Raw genomic sequence first — 23,416 nt, forward strand, 5'->3', positions numbered from 1 at the left:
AACCGCCAAATCAGGCGGCGGGGCAGAGGCCACGAAACTACGAAGACCCCGCCGAGTGGCGGGGTCTTCGCGGTTGTGGACCAGACGATCAGTGCATCACGATGGGCGGAGCCACATCATCGCCCTCTTCCATCGGGGAGATCTGACGCTTGCGCGGAAGGAACGCCACGGGGATCAAGGTGAAGACCAGGACCCCGAAAGCGACCCAATACGACGACGCGAACGCGTCGGCCAAGTCGTGGAAGCCCTGCTGCAGCACATCGGCGGGGACCTTCAGCGCGTCGACGAGCCCAGCGCCCCGATCGGTGTGCGAACCGGCAGCCAGTTGGGCCGGGGTCAGACCGCCCTCGACTCCCGGCAGCTTCTCGGAACCGGCGAGGACGTCACCGCTCTTCATGGCATTGGTCAAGATCACCGAGATCGTCGCGATGCCGGTGGCGCTTGCGACTTGTTGAGTCACGTTGAGCAGCGTCGATCCACGTGCCACATCATGCGGCTTGAGCGTCTTGAGCGCCGAAGTGAACAACGGCATCATCGTGGCACCCATGCCCAGCCCGGTGATGAACAGCCACGTCATGATCGTCAGATTCGACGTGCCGGGATCCGTGCTCTGAGCCAGACCGAACATGCCGATCAGGATGCCCAAGAAGCCGAATGGGACGATGCGACCCACCGGGATCTTGTCGGTCAACGCGCCCGCGATCGGCATCGTCAGCATCGCTCCGATGCCCTGCGGCGCCAGCAGCAGACCGGCCTTCAGCACCGAGTCGCCGTTGACCTGCTGGAAGTAGGTCGGCACCAGCAGCAATGCCCCGAAGAACGCTGCGGCGAAGAAGAACATCGTGACGACCGAGGCGGTCAGGTTGCGGTCCTTGAACAGCCTCAGGTCAAGCAACGGGTGCTTGGGCTTGAAGGAGTAGAACACGAAAACGATGATCAGCAACAAGCCGATGATCATGGGGATCAGGACCTTGCCCGCCATCAACGTGCCCTTTTCGGGGATCGTCGACACGCCGTACAGCAGCAGCGCGAGGCCCGGCGACAGCAAGATCATGCCGACGATGTCGAGCGATTCGCTCGGCTCCGGCGAATCCTTGGGCAGAACCCGCTGGGCGTAGAGCAGGCCGATGATGCCGATCGGCAGATTGATCAGGAACACCCAGTGCCACGAAGCCTGGTCGATCAGGATGCCGCCGATGATCGGGCCCAGAATCGGGCCGAGCAGCATCGGAATACCGAGGATCGCCATGAGACGTCCCATGCGGTGCGGGCCCGCGGCGCGGGTCATGATCGTCATACCCAGCGGCATCAGCATGCCGCCACCCAGGCCTTGGAGAACTCGGAAGCCGATAAGCGCTTCGATGTTCCACGCCGTCGCACACAGCAGCGAGCCGATGGTGAACAGGGCGATTGCGGCCATGTACAGGCGTTTGGTGCCGAACCGGTCTGCTGCCCAACCCGTCAACGGGATAACAGCGGCCAGCGCGAGCATGTAGGCCGTCGCGGTCCAGGCCACAGTCGAGTAGGCCAGCGGCTCATCTCCGCTCGACAGCTCGGTCTGGAACGTCGGCAATGCGACGTTGACGACTGTGACGTCAAGGATCGACATGACGGCGCCGAGCACGACGACTCCGGCGACCTTGAGAATCTCAGGTGTGATCTTGTCGTCGTCTGGGACGACTTCTCGTTGATCGGTCATACGCAGTGCTCCTGATTCTTTCGCGGGCCAAGGGTGTCGGCCGCGAGGATTTCGGACAGCGCACGATGCAGATTGTCGCGCTGCTGGGATGGAAGTTGACTGGTGAAGGATTTGATCGAATCGCGCTTGGAGTCCACGTGCGCGACCGCGAGCCGTTCGCCGGTTGTCGTGAGTGAGACGAGCTTGACCCGCCGATCGTTCTGGCATTCCTTGCGCTCGACCACATCGAGCTTGAGGAGCTGGTCGACGTTACGACCTGTGGCCGCATCCGAAAGGCCCAGTGCCGTGGCGATCGTGTGAATCGGCATCGGCTGACCTGTCTTGGCGAGCAGGAACAGCAGACGAGCCTGCGAGAACGAGAGGTCGAGTTCGACCATCGCGTCCATGCCGTCTGATTCTGAGAGATTCATCAACCGCATGACGAAGTCTTCGAGCACTTCGTAGAGGTCGTCCGGAGAAACAGTCACAGAAGATCCTAACCCTATTGCAATCTTTGCTGCAATGAAATCTTCACCACAATTTGATGAATTATTCGTGAAACTGCAGTGGTCAGTGGATCAACACGGGCGGCTTGGGGCCGCCATCGTCCAGAAGATGTGACTCATCGTGCTTGCGCGGCAGGAAGTACACCGGGATGAACGCCACGACCACCAGACCGAACGCCACCATGAACGTCGTCGCGAAGCCGTTGGCCGCGAACTCGAGCTGACCGACGCCTGCCGCCGGTGTCGAGGTGAGCTGGTTGGTCAGAATGACCGACAGTACGGCGGTACCGATCGAGCCCGCGACCTGCTGCACGATGTTGACCATCGTGGAGCCACGGGCGACCTCGTGATTCGTCAACGTCTTGAGGGCTGATGTCATGATCGGCATCATCGTGCCGCCCATACCCAGGCCCATGACGAACAGCGAGCCGCACAGGACCCAGTAGGACGTGTCGGCCTCGACCTGCGTGAAGCCGAAGAAGCCCACCGCCATGAGCGCCAGCGCGAACGGCACGGTCCGGCCGATCGGGATCTTGTCGGCCAGCACGCCGGCGATCGGCATCGTGATCATGGCGCCGATTCCCTGCGGGGCGATCAACAGCCCGGCCATCAGGGTCGTCTCGCCGCGTACCTGCAGGAAGTAGGACGGGAACAGCAGGCCCGCGCCCATGAACGCGATCATGAACACGAACATCGAGACCGTCGCGATGGTCAGATTGCGGTTGCGGAACAGGCGCAAGTCGATCAGCGGATCGTCCTTGCGCAGCGCGTGGAACACGAAGGCGAGGATCAGCAGCAGCCCGGCCGTCGACGAGACGATGACCTTCGAACCGATGTGCGCGCCTTCGCCACCTTCGGCGATCGAGGAGACACCGAACAGGAACAGGGCCAGACCCGGCGACAGCAGCAGCATGCCCATGAAGTCGAACTTCTCGGCCTTGCTGGGCACGTCGGTGGGCAGCACGCGCTGCGAGTAGAGCAGAGCGGCGATGCCGATCGGCAGGTTGATCAGGAAGATCCAGTGCCAGGACGCGACATCGATGAGCCAACCGCCGAGGATCGGGCCCATGATGGGTCCCATCAGCATCGGGATGCCCATGATCGCCATGAGGCGACCGATACGGTCAGGACCGGCAGCGCGAGTCAGGATCGTCATTCCGAGCGGCATCAGCATGCCGCCGCCGAGGCCCTGGACCACGCGGAACGCGATCAGCATCTCGATCGAGTCGGCGACAGCGCACAGCACCGAGCCGGCGGTGAACAACAGCAGCGCCGTCAGATAGAGGCGCTTGGTTCCGAAGCGATCGGCCGCCCAGCCGGTCAACGGGATGACCGTCGCCAGTGCGAGCGTGTACGCCGTCATGGTCCAGGCAACCGTCGCGTACGTGGAGCCGAACGCCTCTTGGAATGTCGGCAGCGCGACACTGACGACGGTGATGTCGAGGATCGACATGATCGCGCCGAGCACGACGACACCGGCAACCTTGAGCACCGCGCCGTCGATCTTGTCTGGATATTCGATCTCGGGTGGAACGGACGCGGCGGTCATCAACGGTCTCCTGTGTTCTTTTGCGGCGCAAGCATGTTGAGGTGAGGACGTCGAAGAGCGTCAGGCAGCCAATAGCTGCCGCACAGCGTCATGCAGCGGGACTGGAACCGACCCGGGCCCGAGGAAATCGGGCGGATCGAGAACGTCGAAGAGCTCCGCTGCCGAAGTTACCTCGCGAAGATACTAACAGTCTTGCAACCTTTGCTCCAACGGGATGTTTTCTATGTCACAACGAACCGATGTCATGCGATTCGCCGCACAGAGCAGTGCACCCATAGAATAGGAAGGCTCTGTACGCAATGAGCATTCCCCACGCTTAGGACATTTTTCGCATGCCCACTCGCTCCGATCTGCGCAACGTCGCAATCGTCGCCCATGTCGACCACGGAAAGACCACTCTGGTCGATGCCATGCTGCAGCAGCAGGGCAGCTTCGACGAGCACCATCAGCTCGCCGAACGCGCCATGGACTCCGGTGATCTCGAGCGGGAGAAGGGCATCACGATCCTCGCGAAGAACACTGCCGTCCGCTACAACGGACCCGGTTCGCCCGACGGCGGCGTCACGATCAACATCATCGACACCCCCGGACACGCTGACTTCGGTGGAGAGGTCGAGCGCGGCCTGTCGATGGTCGACGCCGTCATCCTGCTCGTCGATGCGTCCGAGGGGCCGCTGCCCCAGACCCGCTTCGTGCTCCGCAAGGCCCTCGCCGCCAAGATGCCCGTCGTGCTGGTCGTCAACAAGGTCGACCGTCCCGACTCGCGCATCAGCGAGGTCGTCGATGAGACGTACGAGCTGTTCCTCGACCTGCTCGAAGACGGCGCCAGCGAAGACGCCCTCGATTTCCCCGTCGTCTACGCCTCGGCCCGCGCCGGTCGCGCCTCGCTCAACAAGCCCGAAGACGGCGGCCTGCCCGACAGCGAGAACCTCATCCCGCTGTTCCAGACCATCATGGACGCGGTCCCGGCCCCTGAGTACACCGAGGGCGCTCCGCTGCAGGCCCACGTCACGAACCTCGACGCCTCGCCGTTCCTCGGCCGCCTGGCCCTCGTCCGGGTCAAGGAAGGCACCCTCAAGAAGGGTTCGCAGGTTGCCTGGATGAAGGTCGACGGCTCCGTCGACCGGGTCAAGATCACCGAGCTGCTCGTGACCCATGAGCTCGAGCGCGTTCCCGGCGAGTCTGCGGGTCCCGGCGACATCGTCGCGATCGCGGGCATCCCCGAGATCATGATCGGTGAGACGCTGGCCGATCCCGAGAACCCCGTCGCACTGCCGCTCATCACGGTCGACCAGCCCGCGATCTCCATGACGATCGGCACCAACACGTCGCCGCTCGCCGGCCGCGAGAAGGGCACCAAGGTCACCGCCCGCCTGGTCAAGGACCGTCTCGACCGCGAACTGATCGGCAACGTCTCGCTCAAGGTGCTCGACACCGAGCGTCCCGACGCCTGGGAGGTCCAGGGGCGCGGCGAGCTCGCACTGGCCATTCTGGTCGAGCAGATGCGTCGTGAAGGCTACGAGCTGACCGTCGGCAAGCCGCAGGTCGTCACCAAGGAGGTCGACGGCAAGCTGCATGAGCCCATGGAGCGCCTGACGATCGACGCTCCCGAGGAGTACCTCGGCGCGATCACCCAGCTGCTCGCGGTCCGCCGCGGCCGCATGGAACAGATGATCAACCACGGCACCGGCTGGGTCCGCATGGAGTTCATCGTGCCCGCACGCGGTCTGATCGGCTTCCGGACCCAGTTCCTGACCGAGACCCGCGGCACCGGCATCGCGCACCAGACGTTCGAGAAGTACGAGCCGTGGGCCGGCGATATCCAGACCCGCGCCTCGGGCTCGCTGGTCTCGGACCGCCACGGCGCTGCGACGTCCTATGCGATGACCAACATCCAGGAGCGCGGCACGCTGTTCATCGAGCCCGCGACCGAGGTGTACGAGGGCATGATCGTGGGCGAGAACTCGCGCGCCGACGACATGGACATCAACATCGTCCGTGAGAAGAAGCAGACCAACGTCCGCTCCAACGCCGACGAGTTCGAGAAGCTGATCCCGCCGCGCAAGCTGTCGCTGGAGCAGTCACTGGAGTTCTGCCGCGAGGACGAGTGCGTCGAGATCACCCCGCAGCACGTTCGCATCCGCAAGATCATCCTCGACGCGACGGAGCGCAACCGCGCCAACCGCGCCAAGAAGTAGCGGTGCGTTAGCGTCCACCCCGCCCCCGGCGCGGTGCGCTGGCGTCCACCTTGCGCTGATTCTTGGACGCTGGCGCACCGCCCGGTGCCGAGGTGATCGGGACGAACAGAGAGGCCCATCGGTCTGCGAAGACCGGTGGGCCTCCGTCATATCCACGTGCGGCCAGTAGCTCGTGGATGCGACGAATCAATGTCCGTGGCACCTTCAGCATGTCATTGGTGATCTGTAGGTAGCCGACCCCTTCGTCCCGGAATCCGGCATAGCGCGTGATGTCCCTGCCGAACTGCTCGGTCGTCTCGGCGTGCTGGCGCCCTTCGTATTCCAGGACGAGAAGCCACGCGCGGAACAGCAGGTCGACGCATCCCAGCCACCTGCCCCTGACGACCAGATCGACATTGACCTCTGGACCGGGAAGCCCTGCGAAGACGACCAGCGCCCTCGTCTCGGACTCCTTGAGCGATCGGGACGCGGCATCCAGGTACGGAAGAACCCGACGGACCTGGCTAGCCCCCGGGCGCCAGTCATGGAGCTGTGCGAGCTCGTAGACCTCGAGCACCGTCATGTGCTCGTGATGCAGGAGCCAGTCACCTACCTTGATCGCGTCGATCATCCGGGCGACGGTGCAGTACTGGATGAAAGCCGCGGCCGGAGTGACACCGACATCGTCGGTCGGCGGGAGCACTTCGGTGCGATGTAGATAGATGTCGTCGAGCGCGATGTGCAGATCACCGGACACAGTGAAGTGATACGGCTCGTGCGGACCGAAGTCGAGGCCGAGTGCCTGGATACGGGTGAGATGGCTGAGCTGCGCGCGCTCCGGCATGGCAAGCGCAGCCGCAGCGATCCAGTCTGCGCGCGACATGACGTGATCGGCGCACACCCACACCCGGACGAGAAGACGACGGAATCTGTTGCCTCGCAGAACCTTCTCACTGACCCCGAGTGCGTTCGCTTCTGCTGCCGTGAACGGTCGGGACCGCAGGGATCGGGGTATCGGTGAAGGGCGGGGCATGCCCTACCGTGCGACGGACGTCCTCCTCGGCACGACCATCAGGGGGTCACCTGTGGACGAGGGCGCGGTCAAGTCCAGCTGTGGACGCGGGGGGGGGGGGGGGGGGGGGGGGGGGGGGGGGGGGCATCGCGGCACCGCGTCTCGGTGACGCGTTGAACCACGCTCGGAGTTGACTCGCGATGACCGCCCACAGCGAGTCGGACAGCAGACCGATCACGACGGCTACCAGCCCGAGCAGGAACATCTGCAACGGAACCTCACCGCTGCCGCGAACGACGAACTGCGGCAGTAACGCGCCGATGATCATGAACGCCTTGGGATTGGAGAAGCCGACGATGAATCCCTGCCGGACCACGATGCGCGGGGCAAGCACCGGTGCCGCGCCCTCGCCCGCATGCGCGACGTTGAACGCCGAACGGTGCCGGATCGCCTGCACGCCCAGCCAGATCAGATAGGCAGCACCGGCGAACTTCAAGATCATGAAGACCACGATCGACTCCTGCACGATCGCGCCGAGCCCCAGTGCCACCAGGATCACGATCGCGAGCAGCCCCAAGGTATTGCCGAGGACCGTCAACAGCGCGACACCGCGACCGTAGGCCAGCGCCCGTCCGATCACGAACACGACACTCGGACCCGGGATCGCGATCAGGATGAACGCAGCGAGGCCGAAGGTCAGCAGCTGCTCGGTCGTGATCATCAGAGCACCTCGAAGCCCAAGAAGAACATCGGTCGGTCATGGATCAGCGCCGACCCCAGTGCAATGACAAACGTCACGACGATCGAGGTCGGCACGTAGACGACCGCGGCCCGCCAGATGACCGGCCATAGGTCGCGCGCGGCGTACTCTGCACGCAGTCGCCACACCAGATTTCCGGCGATCGCTCCGATTACTCCGTAGGCGAGGTACACACCCCACTCCTGCCTGACGATGTCCCACAAAATCGAGAATCGGCCGTCGAATCCATCCCCAGGGTGCACGAAGAAGGCGAACAACGACACGATCTGCGAAGCTCCGACGAGCCCTACGAACATGAGGGCCACTGCCCCGCCGAGCAGCCACTGCCGCTGCGATAGCCGTTCACCCGTCAAGGACACCGTTTCCATGCGGTGCAGGCTATCGTCAAACCGCCGCATGGAGGCGGGTGAACGCCAAAGCCTCCAGGATGTCGGACTCCCGTTCGTTCTGATCCTTGGATTTTCGGGTGTTGATCTCCACGACGATCTCGCCGCTGAAGTCGCTGGCCGCGACGGCTGCGAGGAATTCCTTGCACGGTTGTGTACCACGGCCTGGAATCAGGTGCTCGTCCTTGGCCGATCCCGAACCGTCGGTCATGTGGATGTGCGCCAGGCGGGGGCCCAGGTCGGCGGCCATCTGCACGGGATCGCCCCCTGCGGTCGAACTGTGCGACAGATCCAGCGTCACATGCGCATAGTCCTGCTCGATCGGGTCCCAACCCGGCGCGTAGGCCTGGAACTCCCGCTTGCCGGTGCGCCACGGGTACATGTTCTCGACCGCGAACGTGATCCCGTGGCTCGCCTCGAGATCGGCGATGCCGTCGACGAACGTGCGCGCGTAATCGCGCTGCCACCGAAATGGCGGATGCACCACGACGACCGAGGCTCCCACCTCATGCGCCATCTCGGCGCTCCGGTGCAGTTTGCCCCACGGATCGGTGCCCCAGACCCGTTGGGTGACCAGGAGGCACGGCGCGTGGACCGAGACGATCGGGATCTCGTGAAACTCCCTGAGCGCCTTGACCGCAGTGATGTCGGCACTGACGTCATCGATGCCGACCATGACTTCCACGCCGTCATATCCGAGGCGCGCCGCGACCTCGAATCCGCTGGCTGTCGACCCCGGATAGACCGAGGACGTCGACAGCGAAACACGAAGTGAGGGAACCACGCCTACAAGAGTAGGCCGCGGGTCTCAAAGGTGATCGAGATGCTCCAACAGAACGCCCTCGCGCAGCGCCCACGGACAGATCTCCAGCTCCGAGACCTCGAACAGGTCCATCGTGGCTTCGGCCACCAGGGCGCCCGCGTGGAGCTGATGGGAACGGTCCGGCGAGACCCCGGGCAGCAAGGCGACCTCCTCCGGCGACATCGTGGCGAGCTCGTCGACGAGCACCGACAGATCCTGCTTGTGCAGCACCCGCCGCACGAATTCGCCTTCCGCCGAGGGCGCCGCGCCGCAGATGCGGGCCAGGGATCTGAACGTCTTGCTCGTCGCGACGGCTCGGTCGAATGGACCGCCGCGCAGTACCGTCCCGGCCTCGGCCGCGATCGCGGTGCGGATGTGGAGCCGAAGCTCTGCCGCGGAGCGACCCGCGTCGAACCAGTCGCGGGTCAATCGGCCGGCGCCCAGCGGGATCGAGTGTGCGACATCGGGCGACTCATCGTGTCCCGCCGCGATCTCCAAGGAGCCACCGCCGATGTCGAAAACCCCGAGCCGGCCGGCCGACCAACCGAACCAGCGTCGTACCGCCAGGAACGTCAAGCGGGCCTCGTCCTCCCCGGCGAGAACCTGCAGATCGACGCCACTGGCCTCATTGACCCGGGCGATGACCTCGTCGGCATTGCCGGCATCGCGCACCGCGGAGGTCGCGAAGGCCAGAATCGTCGTACAGCCCTTCTCGGCAGCCTCCGCACGGGCCTCGACGGCGTATTTGACGAGTCGCGAGATGCCTTCGTCCGTCATCAGATTGCCCGGATCGAGGTGTTCGGCCAGCCGCAAGGGCTCCTTGTAGGAATGAGCCGGAACGGGCGGTCCACCACGGAATGCGTCGACGACGAGCAGATGGCCCGTGTTGGAACCGATGTCGAGGACGCCCATGCGCATATCAGCATTCTCTCATCGGCGAATTCCTCCCGCGAACGCGGCAGGTCCGGATAAGGTTGCGGCCGATGCCCGAAATTGCAATCGGATTCCCCCGCAGCTTTGTGGAATTCGCCAATCCCGATGACGCCAACGAGGTCTTCCGCTGCGACCTGACCTGGCTGACGTCGCGCTGGACCTGCATCTTCGGACAGGGCTGCCCCGGTATCTACGAGACCAGCCCGGACGCCGGTTGCTGCACACTCGGCGCCCACTTCGCCGACGATGACGACGCCGAACGCACGCGCGCCGTCATGGAAAAGCTCAGCCCGCAACAGTGGCAACACCACGACGAGGGACGTCGCCACGGTTGGACCGAGCGCGACAACGAAGGCGAACTCAAGACCCGGGCATTCCAGGGAGCCTGCATCTTTCACAACGGCCGTGACTTCCCCGGCGGGTACGGCTGCGCGCTGCACGGCTATGCGCTGGCCAATGAGCTGCCTCCGCACACCACCAAACCGGACGTCTGCTGGCAGCTGCCGTTGCGGCGTCAGTTCCGTGAGGTCGACCGGGGCGATGGCACGACCTACACCGAGACCCAGATCGGCGAGTACACGCGTGCAGGCTGGGGTCCGGGCGGCGCCGACCTCGACTGGTACTGCTCGTCCAACACCGAGGCCCACGTCGGCGTCGACCCTGTTTACATCGCCAATCGCGAGGAGCTGACCGCGCTGATGGGCACCTCCGGATACGCCGAACTTGCCCGTCACTGCAGGGATCACGAGGCTCGCGGGGCCAATACACCACACCTCGCCGACCCCATCCGATGACCCCATGACCCAGTGCGATCCAGTGCTGGGTCAGAATGCCATATGCATCTCGATCACCTCTCCTTCGCAGTGGGTCCCCACGGTCTTGCCGGCACGACCAGCGAGCTCGGCCAGCTACTCGGCGCGACGTTCCTCGATGGCGGCGCCCATCCCCGATTCGGTACTCGCAATATGATCCTGCCGCTGAAGAATCGGCAGTACCTCGAAGTCGTCACGGTGCTCGACCACCCGGCCTCCGACAAGGCGGCATTCGGCCAAGCCGTGCGCGAACGCTCCGAAGCCGGTGGCGGCTGGATGGCCTGGTGCGTGTCGGTCGACGACATGACAGAAGTCGAACGCCGCATCGGCCGCCATGCGGTTCCGGGCAACCGTCGCCGTCCTGACGGTTTCAACCTGGAGTGGCGCCAGATCGGCACCAGCAGCATGCGGGCCGATCCCCAGCTGCCTTATGTCACGGCATGGGACGTCGATCCGGCCGAACATCCCTCGCAGATGGCCGAGTCCGACATCAGCCTGATCGCGCTCGACATCGCCGGTTCGCCTCAGCGGCTGTCCGACTGGCTGGGCGAGCCGGCCATCGACGCCCTCGAAGAGATCGAGGTCAACTGGACGGCCCCCAACGGACTGCCCGGCATCATGGCAGCCACGTTCCGCACACCGAAGGGCGACGTCCGGATCTGACCAAGCAGCCCCGGGCTGGCCCTACGACGAGCGCGACGTGCGCTGCTGATGGGCCAGCTCGAGCTGCGGCGCGACCTCGGCGAGATGCCCGCGCTGCCACAGCGCATACACGCAGAATCCGGCTAGAACCGATCCCAACGCTCCGAGCGACATGTCGCTGAGCGTGTCGGCGTAGGCCCCTAGTCGTTCGGGCGACCACCGCAGGAAGGCGAAGTACTCCGCGATCTCCCAGACCAATGCGGCGCTGACGCCGAAGGCGACGGCGCGTTCCAGCACTGCCGACAACGGCGTGGAGCGGTGCATCGTCAGCAGGATGACCGCGGCGGTCAGCAGCCCCGTGTTGACGAAATGAACCATGTTGTCGAACGACTCGACCGAGTCGTAGAGATTCAAGAAGTTGCCGAACATGTCGCTGAAACATGCGAATGTCACCAAGAAGTCGGCCGTCCACGGAAACGATGCGCGCGGACGCCACCAGGTCATCCAGATGAATGGGATCGCGAAGGCCGCCAACGGATAGCCGATGGCCCGCGGAATCAGTCCCTTGCCGTCGAGGTTGCCGAAGCCGGGCACCAGGAGCGCGAGGCCCAGCAACAGCACCAACCCGGTTTTGGCAGCGATGTTCGCGGATTTGATGACCGGCGGCGCGGGGTACCGGGTGGACACGGCGACGGACGTCATGACTGGAGTTTAGTCGCCGGCCCGGCAGTTCGACGAACCCCACGTCCTGCACGCGCCGGAACTGTCGGCCGCCTCACCTAGGCTGGGCGCCATGGCCAGCACCAAGACTGCTCGACCCGCATACGTCTGCGCAGAATGCGGGTGGACGACGATCAAGTGGGTCGGCAGGTGCGGCGAGTGTCAGGCATGGGGGACGGTCGACGTCGCCGCCACGGCCCGCGCGGGCCGCACCAAGCCCGCACCCGTCGCGGTCGCCGCCGTCCCGATCAGTCAGGTCGCGATCGAGTCGGCCCGCTCGGTCGGTTCCGGCATCAGCGAACTCGACCGGGTCCTAGGGGGTGGGGTCGTCCCCGGCGGCGTCCTGTTGCTTGCCGGCGAGCCCGGCGTCGGCAAATCGACGCTGCTGCTCGAGGTCGCCGCCCGCTGGGCAAGAGCCGATCGGCGGACGCTCTACGTCTCCGGCGAAGAGTCGGCGGCTCAGGTGCGTTTACGCGCAGAGCGCACGGGTGCCGTCGACGACTCACTGTTCCTGGCCGCCGAGACCGACCTCGGCGGCGTGCTGACCCACGTCGAGACGGTCAAACCCAGCCTGCTGATCGTCGATTCCGTCCAAACCATCGGATCCGCCGATGTCGAGGGCGTGCCAGGGGGCGTGACCCAGGTCCGTGAGGTCGCCTCTGCGGTCATCCAGCAGGCGAAACGCAACAACATCGCCACGCTTCTGGTGGGACACGTGACCAAGGACGGTTCGGTCGCCGGCCCCCGCGTGCTCGAACACCTCGTCGACGTCGTCCTGCAGTTCGAGGGCGACCGGAACTCGCGGTTGCGTCTGCTCCGCGCCGTCAAGAACCGTTTCGGGCCGGTCGACGAGATCGGCTGCTTCGACCTCGTCGACGACGGCATCGTGGAGGTGCCCGATCCCACCGGCCTGTTCGTGTCCCGCCATGAGCAGCCCGTCGCCGGCACCTGCGTGACCGTCACGATGGAGGGACGTCGACCGCTCCTCGCCGAGGTGCAGGCGCTGAGTGTCTCGTCCTCGACGCCGTCGCCGCGACGTACCTCAAGCGGACTCGACTCCTCCCGCGTCGCGATGATCCTGGCCGTGCTGACGAAACACTGCGGCGTCCCCCTGGGGCAACTGGACGTGTACACCGCATCTGTCGGCGGTGCGCGACTCATCGAGCCTTCTGTCGACCTCGCACTCGCCGTCGCGACGTTCTCGGCCGTTTCGGGAGCAGCGGCGCCGTCGGATCTCGTGGCGATCGGCGAGGTCGGACTGGCCGGCGAGGTCCGCAAGGTCAGCAACCTCTCGGCCCGTCTGCGCGAGGCCGAACGCATCGGGTTCAAGCGCGCCATCGTGCCTGCCGGCTCCGAGGGTCTCGACACGATAGCCAGCACCATGAAGATTCAGGCGGTCCACACGATTCGTGAGGCGATGGGCTGTCTCGGTGCACAGAACCCGGGCTGAATGGCCGTAGACTGTGCCTGACCTTGAGTAAGGGGGAGCAATGTCCACAGCGGCCGAACGTCACGCGGCGACAGTCGATACGTCGAACCGTATCCGCGCGACCCTGTCGTCTGTTGCTCCCGGCACCACTCTTCGCGAAGGCCTCGAACGGATCCTGCGCGGACGCACCGGCGCCCTGATCGTGGTGGGTCACGACAAGAGCGTCGAGGCCATCTCGACCGGCGGATTCGCCCTCGACGTCCCGTTCACGGCAACCGGGCTGCGCGAGCTCGCCAAGATGGACGGCGCGATAATCCTCGACAAGGACGCCAGCCGCATCATCATGGCCGGCGTACACCTGATGCCTGATCCGGCGATCGTGACCGAGGAGACCGGCACCCGCCACCGCACAGCCGATCGGGTGGCTCGACAGACCGGCGTTCCGGTCATCTCGGTGTCGGCGTCGATGCACATCATCGCGCTCTACCTCGGCAGCCGCCGACATGTACTTGAAGACACCGGGGCGGTTCTCGGCCGTGCCAACCAGGCCCTCCAGACACTGGAGCGGTACCGCAACCGACTCGACGAAGTGTCCGACGCACTGTCGGCGCTCGAGATCGAGGACCTCGTGACGGTCCGCGATGTCGCTGCGGTCGCCCAGCGCCTCGAGATGGTCAGCCGCATCGCCGGTGAGATCGACAACTATGTGCTCGAACTCGGCAGTGACGGACGCCTGCTCGCACTGCAGCTCGAGGAACTCATCGCGGGCGTCGACGCCGAACGCGAACTCATCATCCGCGACTACATGCCCAGCGGCCGCCGGGCGCGGCCCCTCGAAGCCGTGCTCGCCGAACTCGCCGCGATCGAGTCGACCAATCTTGTCGACCTTGGCGCGGTCGCCCGTGCCCTGCGTATCGGCACCCAGGAGACCCTCGACGGTCCCCTGGCGCCCCGCGGCTACCGGCTGCTGGCCCGCATCCCTCGACTACCTCTCTCGGTCGTCGAGGGCCTGATCGACCACTTCGGTTCTTTGCAGAAGCTCCTGGCCGCCAGCATCGAAGACCTGCAGACCGTCGACGGCGTCGGCGACCTGCGTGCACGCGGCGTACGCGAGGGACTCTCCCGTCTCGCGGAGTCCAGCATCCTCGAACGCTACGTCTAGGCCCGACTACTCGTCAGCCGGCTTGGTCGTCGTCTTGGGCGGCTTGGGTGTCGCAGTGCTCTTCGCGGGCGGCTTGGGTGTCGCACTGGTCTTGGCAGGTGCCGGCTTGGCCTTCAAGGAGAACTTCGTCTTGCCCGGCTCCCCGCCGAGCGTCCCGATCTGCAATGTGTAGGTGCCCGGCGTCGCGAACCCTTCGTTCGGACTGCACTTCGACCCGGATCCACGGCCGGTCCACTCGACCACGGCCAACGTCGCCCAGTCAGCCGATACGGCGATCGGCCCGTCGATCAGGCCGTCCTTGCACACTGTCGAGTCCCACACGGCTGTGCCATTGGCGCTGATGACCGCGATCGCATCGGCCTGATCCGCAGTGAGCGTGCACGAGGTCGAACCGGACGAACTCACGACCAGGCCGATCTTGACCGGTCCCTTGGTCTCCTGGCCGGGATTGACCGTGGGGATGATGCGGATCTTCTGGGGATCACAAGGCTTGCTCGCACCCACCAACGTCACGTCGACCCGGCCGTTGACCTTGACGACCGGAGCCGCGGTCGTCGTGGTTGCCGGTGCGGGAGTCGTGGGGGCGGCTTTCGGTTCGTCGCCCGAACCGCCGACCAGCTTCAGCGCGACCCAGGCGAGCGCGATGACGACCGCCAGCACCAGGAGTCGTCGACGCCAGTAGATCTCGGCGGGCAACCTGCGCTGGCTCACGGTCACACGATAGGCCGCTAGGGTGCCCGTGCGAAAATCGACCCGCCATGTCATCCGATACATCTACGCTCCCGCCCGCAGAGCTCGCCCGTCTTCACGACGACGTTCTGACCTGGTTCGATCACGCCGCCCGCGATCTGCCCTGGCGGCGCAACCCGTCCCCATGGGCGGTCATGGTCTCGGAGTTCATGCTCCAACAGACGCCGGTCGTCCGTGTGCTGCCTGTGTTCGAGACATGGATGGGTCGTTGGCCACGACCTGCCGATCTGGCCGCCGAGCCCACGGGCGAGGCCATCCGTGCCTGGGGACGGCTCGGCTACCCGCGTCGAGCATTACGCCTGCACGCGGCGGCCACCGCAATCGTCGAGCGCCATGGCGGCGAAGTCCCGCGTTCTCCCGAGGAGCTGCTCGCCCTGCCCGGAGTGGGCGACTACACCGCGGCGGCGGTGCAGTCATTCGCCTTCGCCGGACGCGCGGTTGTGCTCGACACCAATGTGCGCCGGGTGTTCGCCCGAATCGTGTCAGGCGAGCAGTTTCCGCAGACGTCGGTCACTGCGGCCGAACGAGAACTCGCCCGCGGCTTGTTGCCGGTTGCCGATGCGCACCGCTGGGCGGCCGCGACGATGGAACTCGGCGCGGTCGTCTGCACGGCCAGAGCTCCATCGTGCGATGAGTGTCCGGTGGCGCCGGCGTGCCGTTGGCGGGCGGCCGGCTATCCGGCCTACGACGGGCCGGCCCGTCGTGGACAATCCTGGGAGGGCACCGACCGTCAATGTCGTGGCCGTCTCATGGCGGTGCTCCGCGAAGCCCATGGCCCGGTGCCGAAGGCCGCTCTCGACCTGGTGTGGCCTGACGCCGTCCAGAGAGAACGCTCCCTGGACGGCCTAGTAGCAGACGGCCTGGTCGACCCGGTGGAAAACGGAACTTACGCCCTGCCGTAACTCTGAAACGGCGATGTCGGCGGTTTTGGGTCGTTATCCCGGTGGGAACGACCTAAAACCGCCGACATCTTTTCGGTTATTCGACGCCGGCTTCGACCGCGGGCGGGACGTCGGGCATTTCCAGTGCGAGTTCTGCCTTGTCGCGGCCCTCGAACGTGAAGGTCGCATCGACGCCTTCGCCCTCGACACCGATCATGACGATCTGGCCAGGACGGATCTCGCCGTAGAGCAGCTTCTCGGCCATGACGTCCTCGATCTCGCGCTGCACCGTACGGCGCAACGGACGAGCACCGAGCACCGGATCGAAGCCACGCTTGGACAGCAAGTCCTTGGCCTCGTCGGTGAGCTCGAGCGTCATGTCCTTCTCGACCAGACGCTTCTCAAGAGAGGCAATCATCATGTCGACCATCTGCAGGATCTCGTCCTGGGTCAACGGCGGGAACACGATGATCTCGTCGACGCGGTTGAGGAACTCAGGCCGGAAGTGCTGCTTGAGTTCGATCGCGACGCGTTCCTTCATCTTGTTGTAGGACCCCGCAGTGTCGCCGGCCTGGCTGAAGCCCAGGTTGACGCCCTTGGAGATCTCACGCGCACCGAGGTTGGTGGTCATGATGACGACGGCGTTCTTGAAGTTGATGACCCGGCCCTGGCCGTCGGTCAAGTGACCTTCCTCGAGGATCTGCAACAGCGAGTTGAAGATATCGGGGTGGGCCTTCTCGATCTCGTCGAACAGCACGACGCTGAACGGCTTGCGCCGCACCTTCTCGGTGAGCTGCCCGCCCTCTTCGTAGCCGACGTAGCCGGGAGGCGAGCCGAACAGACGCGAGACGGTGTGCTTCTCGCTGTACTCGGACATATCGAGCTGGATCAGGGAGTCTTCGTCGCCGAACAGGAAGTTCGCGAGCGCCTTCGACAGCCACGTCTTGCCGACACCCGAGGGTCCGGCGAAGATGAACGATCCACCCGGACGCTTGGGATCCTTCAGACCCGCACGCGTACGGCGGATGGCCCGCGACAACGCCTTGATGGCTTCGTCCTGACCGATGACCCGCTCGTGCAGCTCGGCTTCCATGTTGAGCAGTCGGCTCGACTCGGCCTCGCTGAGCTGACCGACCGGGATACCCGTGGCCTTCGCGAGAACCTCGGCGATGAGCTGCTCATCGACGACCGCGACGGTGTCGAGGTCGCCGGCCTTCCAGGCCTTCTCCCGCTCCGACTTGGCGTTGATGAGCTGCTTCTCTTCGTCGCGCAGCGAGGCAGCGGCCTCGAAGTCCTGCGCGTCGATCGCGCCTTCCTTACGACGACGGACGTCGCCGATCTGCTCGTCGAACTCCTTCAGCTCCGGCGGCGTTGCCATACGACGGATGCGCAGGCGTGCGCCGGCCTCGTCGATCAGGTCGATCGCCTTATCGGGCAAGAAGCGATCAGAGACGTAACGGTCGCCCATCGTCGCCGCGGCCACGAGGGCCTCGTCGGTGATGGAGACGCGGTGATGCGCCTCGTAACGGTCACGCAGACCCTTGAGGATCTCGACGGTGTCGGCGACCGAGGGCTCCTCGACCAGGATCGGCTGGAAGCGGCGGTTGAGCGCGGCGTCCTTCTCGAAGTGCTTGCGGTACTCGTCGAGCGTCGTCGCACCGACGGTCTGCAGCTCACCACGAGCCAGCATGGGCTTGAGGATGCTGGCCGCGTCGATCGCGCCTTCGGCGGCGCCCGCACCCACCAGGGTGTGGATCTCGTCGATGAACAAGATGATGTCGCCGCGAGTGCGAATCTCCTTGAGGACCTTCTTGAGCCGCTCTTCGAAGTCGCCGCGGTAGCGTGAGCCGGCGACCAAGGCTCCCAGGTCGAGCGTGTAGATCTGCTTGTCCTTGAGCGTCTCGGGCACATCGCCGCGGACGATGTCTTGGGCCAGACTCTCGACGACGGCGGTCTTGCCGACGCCCGGCTCGCCGACCAGGACCGGGTTGTTCTTGGTGCGACGGCTCAGCGTCTGCATGACGCGCTCGGCCTCGTCATCGCGACCGATGACCGGATCGAGCTTGCCCTCGCGGGCGGCCTGAGTCAGGTTACGGCCGAACTGATCGAGCACGGCGGACGTGCTGGGAGCCGATTCGCTCGGCGCACCGGCGCTCTCGGCCTCCTTGCCCTGGAAGCCGCTGACGAGCTGGATGACCTGTTGGCGGACCCGGTTGAGATCTGCGCCGAGCTTGACCAGAACCTGCGCGGCAACGCCCTCACCCTCGCGGATCAGGCCGAGCAGGATGTGCTCGGTGCCGATGTAGTTGTGGCCGAGCTGCAAGGCCTCGCGGAGGCTGAGCTCGAGGACCTTCTTGGCACGCGGGGTGAACGGGATATGACCGCTCGGGGCCTGCTGGCCCTGGCCGATGATGTCCTCGACCTGGCCGCGGACGGCCTCCAGCGAGATATCAAGGCTCTCGAGGGCCTTGGCCGCGACGCCCTCACCCTCGTGGATCAGTCCCAGAAGGATGTGCTCGGTGCCGATGTAGTTGTGGCTGAGCATGCGTGCCTCTTCTTGGGCAAGCACAACCACGCGACGAGCGCGGTCAGTAAATCTTTCGAACATTGCGTCCCCCTCTGTGGACTATCAGTTCAGTTTAGTCAGGTGTGGAAATCCGCACGCAGGGATGTCCATATGTAACTCAACCGGCATCTCACCGCAGACGTTCCCCCGTTCGCTGTCGGCAGAACCCGGGACAGCCCTATTCGGCTCGTGTCGTCGGACTCGCCTTGACGGTTCCCTCCGACTTCGTCGTCGGGAACAAGATCGCGTCGCGGATACCGACGCCCTGCAGGAGCATCACGAGACGGTCGACGCCGAAGCCCAGGCCACCGGCCGGGGGCATGCCGAACTCCAGCGCGCGCAGGAAGTCCTCGTCGACGTCATTGGCTTCGGGGTTGCCGGCGGCAGCCTGACGCGCCTGCTCCTCGAGCCGTTCGCGCTGGATGACCGGATCGTTGAGCTCGGAGTACGCCGGAGCCAGCTCGACGCCGTTGATGATCAGGTCCCACGCCTCGACCAGGCCCGGTTTGGTGCGGTGCTTCTTGGCCAAGGGTCGCACCGACTCGGGGTAGTCGCGGACGAACGTCGGCTGGATCAGCGTGTGCTCGACGAGCTTCTCGTACAGCTCCAGCACGATCTCGCCGGCATCCCAGCCCGGCTGCAACGCGACCTCGTGCTTGGCCGCCAGAGCCAGCAGATCATCGACCGAAGTGTCGATGTCGACAACGTGACCGACTGCCTCGCTGACCAGCCCGTGAACCGTCTCGTGACGCCAATCGGCCTCCAGGTCGATCGGCGAACCGTCACGGCCGGTCACGACGGTCTTACCGACCGCGCGGGCGGCGTCGAGCACGAGCTCGCGGGTCAGCAGCGCCATGGTGTCGTACGAGCCGTAGGCCTCGTAGGCCTCGAGCATCAGGAATTCCACGTTGTGGGTGTTGTCGACACCCTCGTTGCGGAATGTCTTGGCCATCTCGTAGACCTTGTCGATACCGCCGACCAGGGCCCGCTTGAGATGCAGCTCGAGCGCGATGCGCAGCAGCGCGGGTTCGTCGTACGCATTGACGTGCGTGCGGAACGGACGTGCCGCAGCACCGCCGTTGGTGTGCTGCAGGACCGGGGTCTCGACCTCGATGTAGCCCAGCCGGTCGAGCGTCGCGCGCAGCGACTGCATGACCTTGGCTTTGACCCGGACGTTGTCGCGCGCTTCGGGGCGCACGATCAGGTCGACGTACCGCATGCGGCTGCGCGCCTCGTCCGAGAGCGGGTTGTGCTCATTGGGCAGCGGCCGGATCGTCTTGGCGGCGATCTGCCAGCCACTGGCCATGACCGAGAGCTCGCCGCGCTTGCTCGTGATGATCTCACCGGTTACGGCGAGGTGGTCGCCGATATCGACGGTCGACTTGAACAGCGCCAGTTGCTCCTCGCCGACGCCGTTCAAGGAGATCATGGCCTGCAGGGGCGTGCCGTCGCCCTCGCGCAGTGCCGCGAAGACCAGTTTGCCGGTGCCGCGTACGAAGATGACCCGGCCGGCAACGGTCACGATGTCACCGGTCGCGACGTCGGGACCCAGCGCCTCGGCGCCGTACGCCTCGACGATCTGCTTGAGCGTATGGGTGCGGAAGACGTCGACCGGGTAGGGCTCCTCGCCGCGTCCGATGATCTGCTGGCGCTTGTCGAGGCGCACCCGCATCTGCTCGGGCAGTTCGTCCTCGGTCACCGGTTCATTGCTCGCGTCGCTCACGAAAGCCAACTCTAGTGGCGCTGGACCAGACGAAGAATCTGGGTTTGTCAGGGATTGCGGCTGGTCGCAAAACATGCAACCATTTGGTTTCATGACCGACAACATCATCGAAGACACCATCGACATCGACGCAACCGCAGAGCGCGTGTGGGAACTGATCAGCGAACCTGGCTGGTGGATCAACGGCGGCACATATCGCGAGCACGTCATCGACGAGCAGGACGGCGTCACCTACGTCACCGACTCCGAACACGGGACGTTCCCGATCATCCTCGACCGCGCGGAGCCACCCCGCTATATCGCCTACCGCTGGCTGATGCGCGAAAGCGATCCCACGGGCCCCGGGACACTCACCGAAATGTGGATCGACGGTCGCGACGGCGGCGTGACCCTGCGAGTACGCGAGAGCGGCTTCGAAACCCTCGGACTCGGCGAGGTCGAACTCCGTTCACAGATCGACGGCAACAGGGAAGGGTGGAAGACCGAACTCGCAGTCGCCAAGACGTGGAGCGAGGCGTGAACACTCCTACCGTGTTCGCGGCACTCGGCGATCAGCATCGGCTCTGGCTGCTGAACCGGCTCGCCGCCGACGGACGCACCGCCACGGGCGCCCTGGCCGCAGAGCTGCCGATCACTCGCCAAGCCGTCGCGAAACACCTCAAGGTCCTGGAACACGCCGGTCTGATCCACACTGTGACCTCTGGGCGGGAAAAGCTCCATGACGTGCGACCCGAGGGTTTGGCGCCCGCGGCCGACTGGCTCGACGACGCGAGAAATGCCTGGCGCCGTCGACTGTTCGACCTCAAGGAACGCGCGGAGAACCAGATCAGCGCGGGGTCGGATACGGCTGGTACGAGTTCTTCTCATGCACGATCCGCAACCCCGTCAGGGTCAGAAACGGATCCCGTGTCGTGATGGTCGAGCAGTTGTCGACCACGGCCTCGGGGAACGATCCGGTCGCAATCACCGTGACATGGTCGGGGTCCGCGCCGAGCGATTCGATGATGCGGGTGACCATGCCGTCGACCAGGCCCACAAACCCGTAGATGACCCCCGATTGGATCGCGTCGACGGTGTTCTTGCCGATGACATCGCGCGGCAGCGCGAGCTCGACGCTGCGAAGCTGCGCGCCCCGGCGGGCGAGCGCTTCCTGCGACAGCTCGACGCCAGGCGATATCGCGCCGCCGATATAGCAGTTGTCGGCGTCGATGACGTCGAAGATCGTCGCGGTGCCGTTGAGATCGACGACGATCGCGGGGCCGCCGTACAGCTCGGCGGCGGCCAGGGCGTTGACGATGCGGTCGGAGCCGACCTCGCGCGGATTGTCGGTGCGGATCGGCACCCCCGTCTTGATACCGGGACCGACGATGACAACCGGCAGATCCTGGTAGTACCGATCCTGCATCGCTTTGAGCTCGACCAGAATCGTCGGAACCGTGCAGCAGATGCTGACCGCGTCGATGTCCTCGATGCCCGAACGCAGAGCCAGGCCGGTGATGAGCACCTGCCACTCATCGGAGGTCCGTCGCTCATCCGATGACACCTGCCAGTGCTCGATCAGCTCACCGCTTTCGAACGCCCCGATCGTCGTGTGGCTGTTGCTGACATCGAGGCACAGCAGGATCACGGTCGAGGCCTCATCGCGCGGCGACCAACGGATTGGCCACGATGTCGCCTCGGGTCAATCCCGAACCCGCCGGCGCCTCTGCCGGATCGCTGCCCAGCGTCATGACCTTGTTGTCGGCATCGACGAACACGACATGAGGCTCGAACGTGCGCGCCTCGGCGTCCTCAAGCTGCGCATAAGCGATCAGGATGACCAGGTCACCGGGATGCACGAGGTGGGCCGCTGCGCCGTTGATGCCGATGACGCCGGAGCCGCGCTCGCCGGCGATCGTGTAGGTCTCCAGACGCGCCCCGTTGTCGATGTCGACGATGTGCACGAGCTCACCCGACAGCAGATTGGCCGCATCGAGCAGATCTTCGTCGATCGTGACCGAGCCGACGTAGTGCAGGTCGGCCTGGGTGACGGTCGCCCGATGGATCTTGGACTTCATCATGGTGCGCAGCATGGTCACTTCTTTCCGAGAGATTGGTCTCCGAGGGTCAGGCCGATGTTGTCGAGCAGACGCGGTTTGCCGACGCGCGCGGCGACGAGCAGCCGCGCCTCCTGCCCCGGCACCGCGGGGCCGAGATCGGGATCGGTCAGCACGAGATAGTCGAGGTCGAGCGCGGCCGCGTCGATCACGGTGCGGGCCGCGGCGAGCACGGCATCGGGCCCGGCGGACGAGACTGCCGCGCCGGCACGCAGCGCGGCCGACAATGCCGCGGCGGTCTGACGCTCGGCCTCATCGAGGTAGCGATTGCGGGAACTCATCGCCAAACCGTCGGCCTCGCGGACCGTCGGGCATCCCACGACCTCGACGCCGAGAGCCAGTTCGCGCGCCATCAGGCGGATCAGCGTCAGCTGCTGGTAGTCCTTCTCGCCGAAAACAGCGACGTCGGGACGGACCAGACCCAGCAGCTTGGACACGACTGTCAGGACGCCCCGGAAGTGCGTGGGACGGGTCGCGCCTTCGAGGATCCCGCCCAGCGGTCCCGGGTCGACCGTGACAGTGTCGACGAGGCCCGACGGATACATCGTGCTCACCGCGGGTGCGAACACGATGTCGACGCCGGCCTCGGCACACCGCTCGAGATCGTCTTCGAACGTCCGCGGATAGTCCTCGAAGTCCTCGCCGGGCGCGAACTGCGTCGGATTGACGAAGATCGAGACGACCAGCGTCTCGGCCAGCGGACGGGCATGTTTCATGAGCTGGACGTGCCCGTCGTGGAGCGCCCCCATCGTCGGCACGAACGAAACCGTCGAGGCACCCCGCGCTGCGGAGAACTCGTTGCGGGTCCGTACGACAACCGGTGTCGTCACGC

The 23,416-nt window shown here is 65.3% G+C and carries 23 protein-coding genes; 8 read left to right on the forward strand and 15 right to left on the reverse strand.

Going from position 1 to position 23,416, the window contains the following annotated elements:
- Positions 1-88: 88 nt before the first annotated feature.
- From ACXJKC_RS12030 to ACXJKC_RS12040, 3 genes are all read right to left on the reverse strand, one after another.
- On the reverse strand, positions 89-1,699 hold the full coding sequence (locus tag ACXJKC_RS12030) for a DHA2 family efflux MFS transporter permease subunit (RefSeq protein WP_456696955.1): 1,611 nt from the start codon (positions 1,697-1,699) through the stop codon (positions 89-91).
- Entirely contained in the window at positions 1,696-2,166 is a 471-nt protein-coding gene (locus tag ACXJKC_RS12035) for a MarR family winged helix-turn-helix transcriptional regulator (protein ID WP_456696956.1), read from the reverse strand. Before ACXJKC_RS12035 ends, ACXJKC_RS12030 begins: the two co-directional genes overlap by 4 nt.
- A gap of 82 nt (positions 2,167-2,248) precedes the next feature.
- Positions 2,249-3,733, reverse strand: coding sequence for a DHA2 family efflux MFS transporter permease subunit (locus tag ACXJKC_RS12040; protein WP_456696957.1), 1,485 nt, complete (start codon positions 3,731-3,733; stop codon positions 2,249-2,251).
- A gap of 332 nt (positions 3,734-4,065) precedes the next feature.
- Here ACXJKC_RS12040 and typA point away from each other — a divergent pair, with 332 nt between their 5' ends.
- Positions 4,066-5,931 carry a translational GTPase TypA gene (gene typA, locus ACXJKC_RS12045; protein WP_456696958.1) on the forward strand — a complete coding sequence of 622 codons (1,866 nt, stop codon included), beginning with the start codon at positions 4,066-4,068 and terminating at the stop codon, positions 5,929-5,931.
- 7 nt (positions 5,932-5,938) lie between these two features.
- Here the strand turns inward: typA and ACXJKC_RS12050 are convergent, their stop codons facing one another.
- The 5 genes from ACXJKC_RS12050 to ACXJKC_RS12070 form a co-directional block, all read right to left on the reverse strand.
- The gene (locus ACXJKC_RS12050; protein WP_456696959.1) at positions 5,939-6,793 is read right to left on the reverse strand and encodes a hypothetical protein; all 855 of its coding nucleotides are present in this window, start codon (positions 6,791-6,793) and stop codon (positions 5,939-5,941) included.
- 196 nt (positions 6,794-6,989) lie between these two features.
- Positions 6,990-7,643 carry a LysE family translocator gene (locus ACXJKC_RS12055; RefSeq protein WP_456696960.1) on the reverse strand — a complete coding sequence of 218 codons (654 nt, stop codon included), beginning with the start codon at positions 7,641-7,643 and terminating at the stop codon, positions 6,990-6,992.
- Entirely contained in the window at positions 7,643-8,050 is a 408-nt protein-coding gene (locus ACXJKC_RS12060; protein ID WP_456696961.1) for a hypothetical protein, read from the reverse strand. Before ACXJKC_RS12060 ends, ACXJKC_RS12055 begins: the two co-directional genes overlap by 1 nt.
- Positions 8,051-8,066: 16 nt before the next feature.
- Positions 8,067-8,852 carry a sugar phosphate isomerase/epimerase family protein gene (locus ACXJKC_RS12065; protein WP_456696962.1) on the reverse strand — a complete coding sequence of 262 codons (786 nt, stop codon included), beginning with the start codon at positions 8,850-8,852 and terminating at the stop codon, positions 8,067-8,069.
- Positions 8,853-8,876: 24 nt separating this feature from the next.
- Positions 8,877-9,788, reverse strand: a complete 912-nt coding sequence (locus ACXJKC_RS12070) for a Ppx/GppA phosphatase family protein (RefSeq protein WP_456696963.1) — start codon at positions 9,786-9,788, stop codon at positions 8,877-8,879.
- A gap of 65 nt (positions 9,789-9,853) precedes the next feature.
- Here ACXJKC_RS12070 and ACXJKC_RS12075 point away from each other — a divergent pair, with 65 nt between their 5' ends.
- Both ACXJKC_RS12075 and ACXJKC_RS12080 read left to right on the forward strand, forming a co-directional pair.
- Positions 9,854-10,597 (forward strand): hypothetical protein, encoded by a 744-nt coding sequence (locus tag ACXJKC_RS12075; RefSeq protein WP_456696964.1) that lies wholly within the window; start codon positions 9,854-9,856, stop codon positions 10,595-10,597.
- A gap of 42 nt (positions 10,598-10,639) precedes the next feature.
- Positions 10,640-11,278 carry a VOC family protein gene (locus ACXJKC_RS12080; protein ID WP_456696965.1) on the forward strand — a complete coding sequence of 213 codons (639 nt, stop codon included), beginning with the start codon at positions 10,640-10,642 and terminating at the stop codon, positions 11,276-11,278.
- Positions 11,279-11,299: 21 nt separating this feature from the next.
- Here ACXJKC_RS12080 and ACXJKC_RS12085 read toward each other — a convergent pair whose 3' ends face one another.
- The gene (locus ACXJKC_RS12085) at positions 11,300-11,959 is read right to left on the reverse strand and encodes a hypothetical protein (RefSeq protein ID WP_456696966.1); all 660 of its coding nucleotides are present in this window, start codon (positions 11,957-11,959) and stop codon (positions 11,300-11,302) included.
- 91 nt (positions 11,960-12,050) lie between these two features.
- On the opposite strand from ACXJKC_RS12085, the gene radA reads away from it, so the two are divergent.
- Both radA and disA read left to right on the forward strand, forming a co-directional pair.
- A complete protein-coding gene (gene radA, locus ACXJKC_RS12090) occupies positions 12,051-13,427 on the forward strand; it encodes a DNA repair protein RadA (RefSeq protein ID WP_456696967.1) in 1,377 nt (458 codons plus the stop codon).
- Positions 13,428-13,467: 40 nt separating this feature from the next.
- Positions 13,468-14,568, forward strand: a complete 1,101-nt coding sequence (disA, locus tag ACXJKC_RS12095; protein ID WP_456696968.1) for a DNA integrity scanning diadenylate cyclase DisA — start codon at positions 13,468-13,470, stop codon at positions 14,566-14,568.
- A 6-nt stretch (positions 14,569-14,574) separates the two neighbouring features.
- Here disA and ACXJKC_RS12100 read toward each other — a convergent pair whose 3' ends face one another.
- Positions 14,575-15,279 (reverse strand): hypothetical protein, encoded by a 705-nt coding sequence (locus tag ACXJKC_RS12100; protein WP_456696969.1) that lies wholly within the window; start codon positions 15,277-15,279, stop codon positions 14,575-14,577.
- Positions 15,280-15,326: 47 nt separating this feature from the next.
- On the opposite strand from ACXJKC_RS12100, the gene ACXJKC_RS12105 reads away from it, so the two are divergent.
- Positions 15,327-16,220, forward strand: coding sequence for an A/G-specific adenine glycosylase (locus ACXJKC_RS12105; protein WP_456696970.1), 894 nt, complete (start codon positions 15,327-15,329; stop codon positions 16,218-16,220).
- Positions 16,221-16,296: 76 nt separating this feature from the next.
- Here ACXJKC_RS12105 and ACXJKC_RS12110 read toward each other — a convergent pair whose 3' ends face one another.
- Together ACXJKC_RS12110 and lysS are read right to left on the reverse strand one after the other, a co-directional pair.
- A complete protein-coding gene (locus ACXJKC_RS12110) occupies positions 16,297-18,807 on the reverse strand; it encodes an ATP-dependent Clp protease ATP-binding subunit (RefSeq protein WP_456696971.1) in 2,511 nt (836 codons plus the stop codon).
- A 136-nt stretch (positions 18,808-18,943) separates the two neighbouring features.
- Positions 18,944-20,437, reverse strand: a complete 1,494-nt coding sequence (gene lysS, locus ACXJKC_RS12115) for a lysine--tRNA ligase (RefSeq protein ID WP_456697059.1) — start codon at positions 20,435-20,437, stop codon at positions 18,944-18,946.
- 142 nt (positions 20,438-20,579) lie between these two features.
- Between lysS and ACXJKC_RS12120 the strand changes: the two genes are divergently transcribed.
- Both ACXJKC_RS12120 and ACXJKC_RS12125 read left to right on the forward strand, forming a co-directional pair.
- Positions 20,580-21,008, forward strand: coding sequence for an SRPBCC domain-containing protein (locus ACXJKC_RS12120; RefSeq protein WP_456696972.1), 429 nt, complete (start codon positions 20,580-20,582; stop codon positions 21,006-21,008).
- The gene (locus ACXJKC_RS12125) at positions 21,005-21,403 is read left to right on the forward strand and encodes an ArsR/SmtB family transcription factor (protein WP_456696973.1); all 399 of its coding nucleotides are present in this window, start codon (positions 21,005-21,007) and stop codon (positions 21,401-21,403) included. The genes ACXJKC_RS12120 and ACXJKC_RS12125 overlap by 4 nt, the downstream gene beginning before the upstream one ends.
- On the opposite strand, the gene ACXJKC_RS12130 is transcribed toward ACXJKC_RS12125, so the two are convergent.
- Genes ACXJKC_RS12130 through panC form a run of 3 tightly spaced genes read right to left on the reverse strand, consistent with a single transcriptional unit; the run spans position 21,315 to position 23,414 of the window.
- Positions 21,315-22,115, reverse strand: coding sequence for a type III pantothenate kinase (locus tag ACXJKC_RS12130; RefSeq protein ID WP_456696974.1), 801 nt, complete (start codon positions 22,113-22,115; stop codon positions 21,315-21,317). The two genes, ACXJKC_RS12125 and ACXJKC_RS12130, sit on opposite strands and share 89 nt — an antisense overlap.
- A gap of 10 nt (positions 22,116-22,125) precedes the next feature.
- Positions 22,126-22,560, reverse strand: coding sequence for an aspartate 1-decarboxylase (panD, locus tag ACXJKC_RS12135; protein WP_456696975.1), 435 nt, complete (start codon positions 22,558-22,560; stop codon positions 22,126-22,128).
- A gap of 2 nt (positions 22,561-22,562) precedes the next feature.
- On the reverse strand, positions 22,563-23,414 hold the full coding sequence (panC, locus tag ACXJKC_RS12140; protein WP_456696976.1) for a pantoate--beta-alanine ligase: 852 nt from the start codon (positions 23,412-23,414) through the stop codon (positions 22,563-22,565).
- Positions 23,415-23,416 lie beyond the last annotated feature (2 nt).

It is taken from the genome of Aeromicrobium sp. P5_D10 (assembly GCF_054049535.1).

What these genes read in the sequence shown, in the direction of transcription:
- ACXJKC_RS12030 (WP_456696955.1), bottom strand. Translation starts at nt 1,699, where the DNA reads ATGACCGATCAACGAGAAGTCGTCCCAGACGACGACAAGATCACACCT.
- ACXJKC_RS12040 (WP_456696957.1), bottom strand. Translation starts at nt 3,733, where the DNA reads ATGACCGCCGCGTCCGTTCCACCCGAGATCGAATATCCAGACAAGATC.
- typA (WP_456696958.1), top strand. Translation starts at nt 4,066, where the DNA reads ATGCCCACTCGCTCCGATCTGCGCAACGTCGCAATCGTCGCCCATGTC.
- ACXJKC_RS12050 (WP_456696959.1), bottom strand. Translation starts at nt 6,793, where the DNA reads ATGTCGCGCGCAGACTGGATCGCTGCGGCTGCGCTTGCCATGCCGGAG.
- ACXJKC_RS12055 (WP_456696960.1), bottom strand. Translation starts at nt 7,643, where the DNA reads ATGATCACGACCGAGCAGCTGCTGACCTTCGGCCTCGCTGCGTTCATC.
- ACXJKC_RS12060 (WP_456696961.1), bottom strand. Translation starts at nt 8,050, where the DNA reads ATGGAAACGGTGTCCTTGACGGGTGAACGGCTATCGCAGCGGCAGTGG.
- ACXJKC_RS12070 (WP_456696963.1), bottom strand. Translation starts at nt 9,788, where the DNA reads ATGCGCATGGGCGTCCTCGACATCGGTTCCAACACGGGCCATCTGCTC.
- ACXJKC_RS12075 (WP_456696964.1), top strand. Translation starts at nt 9,854, where the DNA reads ATGCCCGAAATTGCAATCGGATTCCCCCGCAGCTTTGTGGAATTCGCC.
- ACXJKC_RS12080 (WP_456696965.1), top strand. Translation starts at nt 10,640, where the DNA reads ATGCATCTCGATCACCTCTCCTTCGCAGTGGGTCCCCACGGTCTTGCC.
- ACXJKC_RS12085 (WP_456696966.1), bottom strand. Translation starts at nt 11,959, where the DNA reads ATGACGTCCGTCGCCGTGTCCACCCGGTACCCCGCGCCGCCGGTCATC.
- radA (WP_456696967.1), top strand. Translation starts at nt 12,051, where the DNA reads ATGGCCAGCACCAAGACTGCTCGACCCGCATACGTCTGCGCAGAATGC.
- disA (WP_456696968.1), top strand. Translation starts at nt 13,468, where the DNA reads ATGTCCACAGCGGCCGAACGTCACGCGGCGACAGTCGATACGTCGAAC.
- ACXJKC_RS12105 (WP_456696970.1), top strand. Translation starts at nt 15,327, where the DNA reads ATGTCATCCGATACATCTACGCTCCCGCCCGCAGAGCTCGCCCGTCTT.
- ACXJKC_RS12110 (WP_456696971.1), bottom strand. Translation starts at nt 18,807, where the DNA reads ATGTTCGAAAGATTTACTGACCGCGCTCGTCGCGTGGTTGTGCTTGCC.
- lysS (WP_456697059.1), bottom strand. Translation starts at nt 20,437, where the DNA reads ATGCGGGTGCGCCTCGACAAGCGCCAGCAGATCATCGGACGCGGCGAG.
- ACXJKC_RS12120 (WP_456696972.1), top strand. Translation starts at nt 20,580, where the DNA reads ATGACCGACAACATCATCGAAGACACCATCGACATCGACGCAACCGCA.
- panD (WP_456696975.1), bottom strand. Translation starts at nt 22,560, where the DNA reads ATGCTGCGCACCATGATGAAGTCCAAGATCCATCGGGCGACCGTCACC.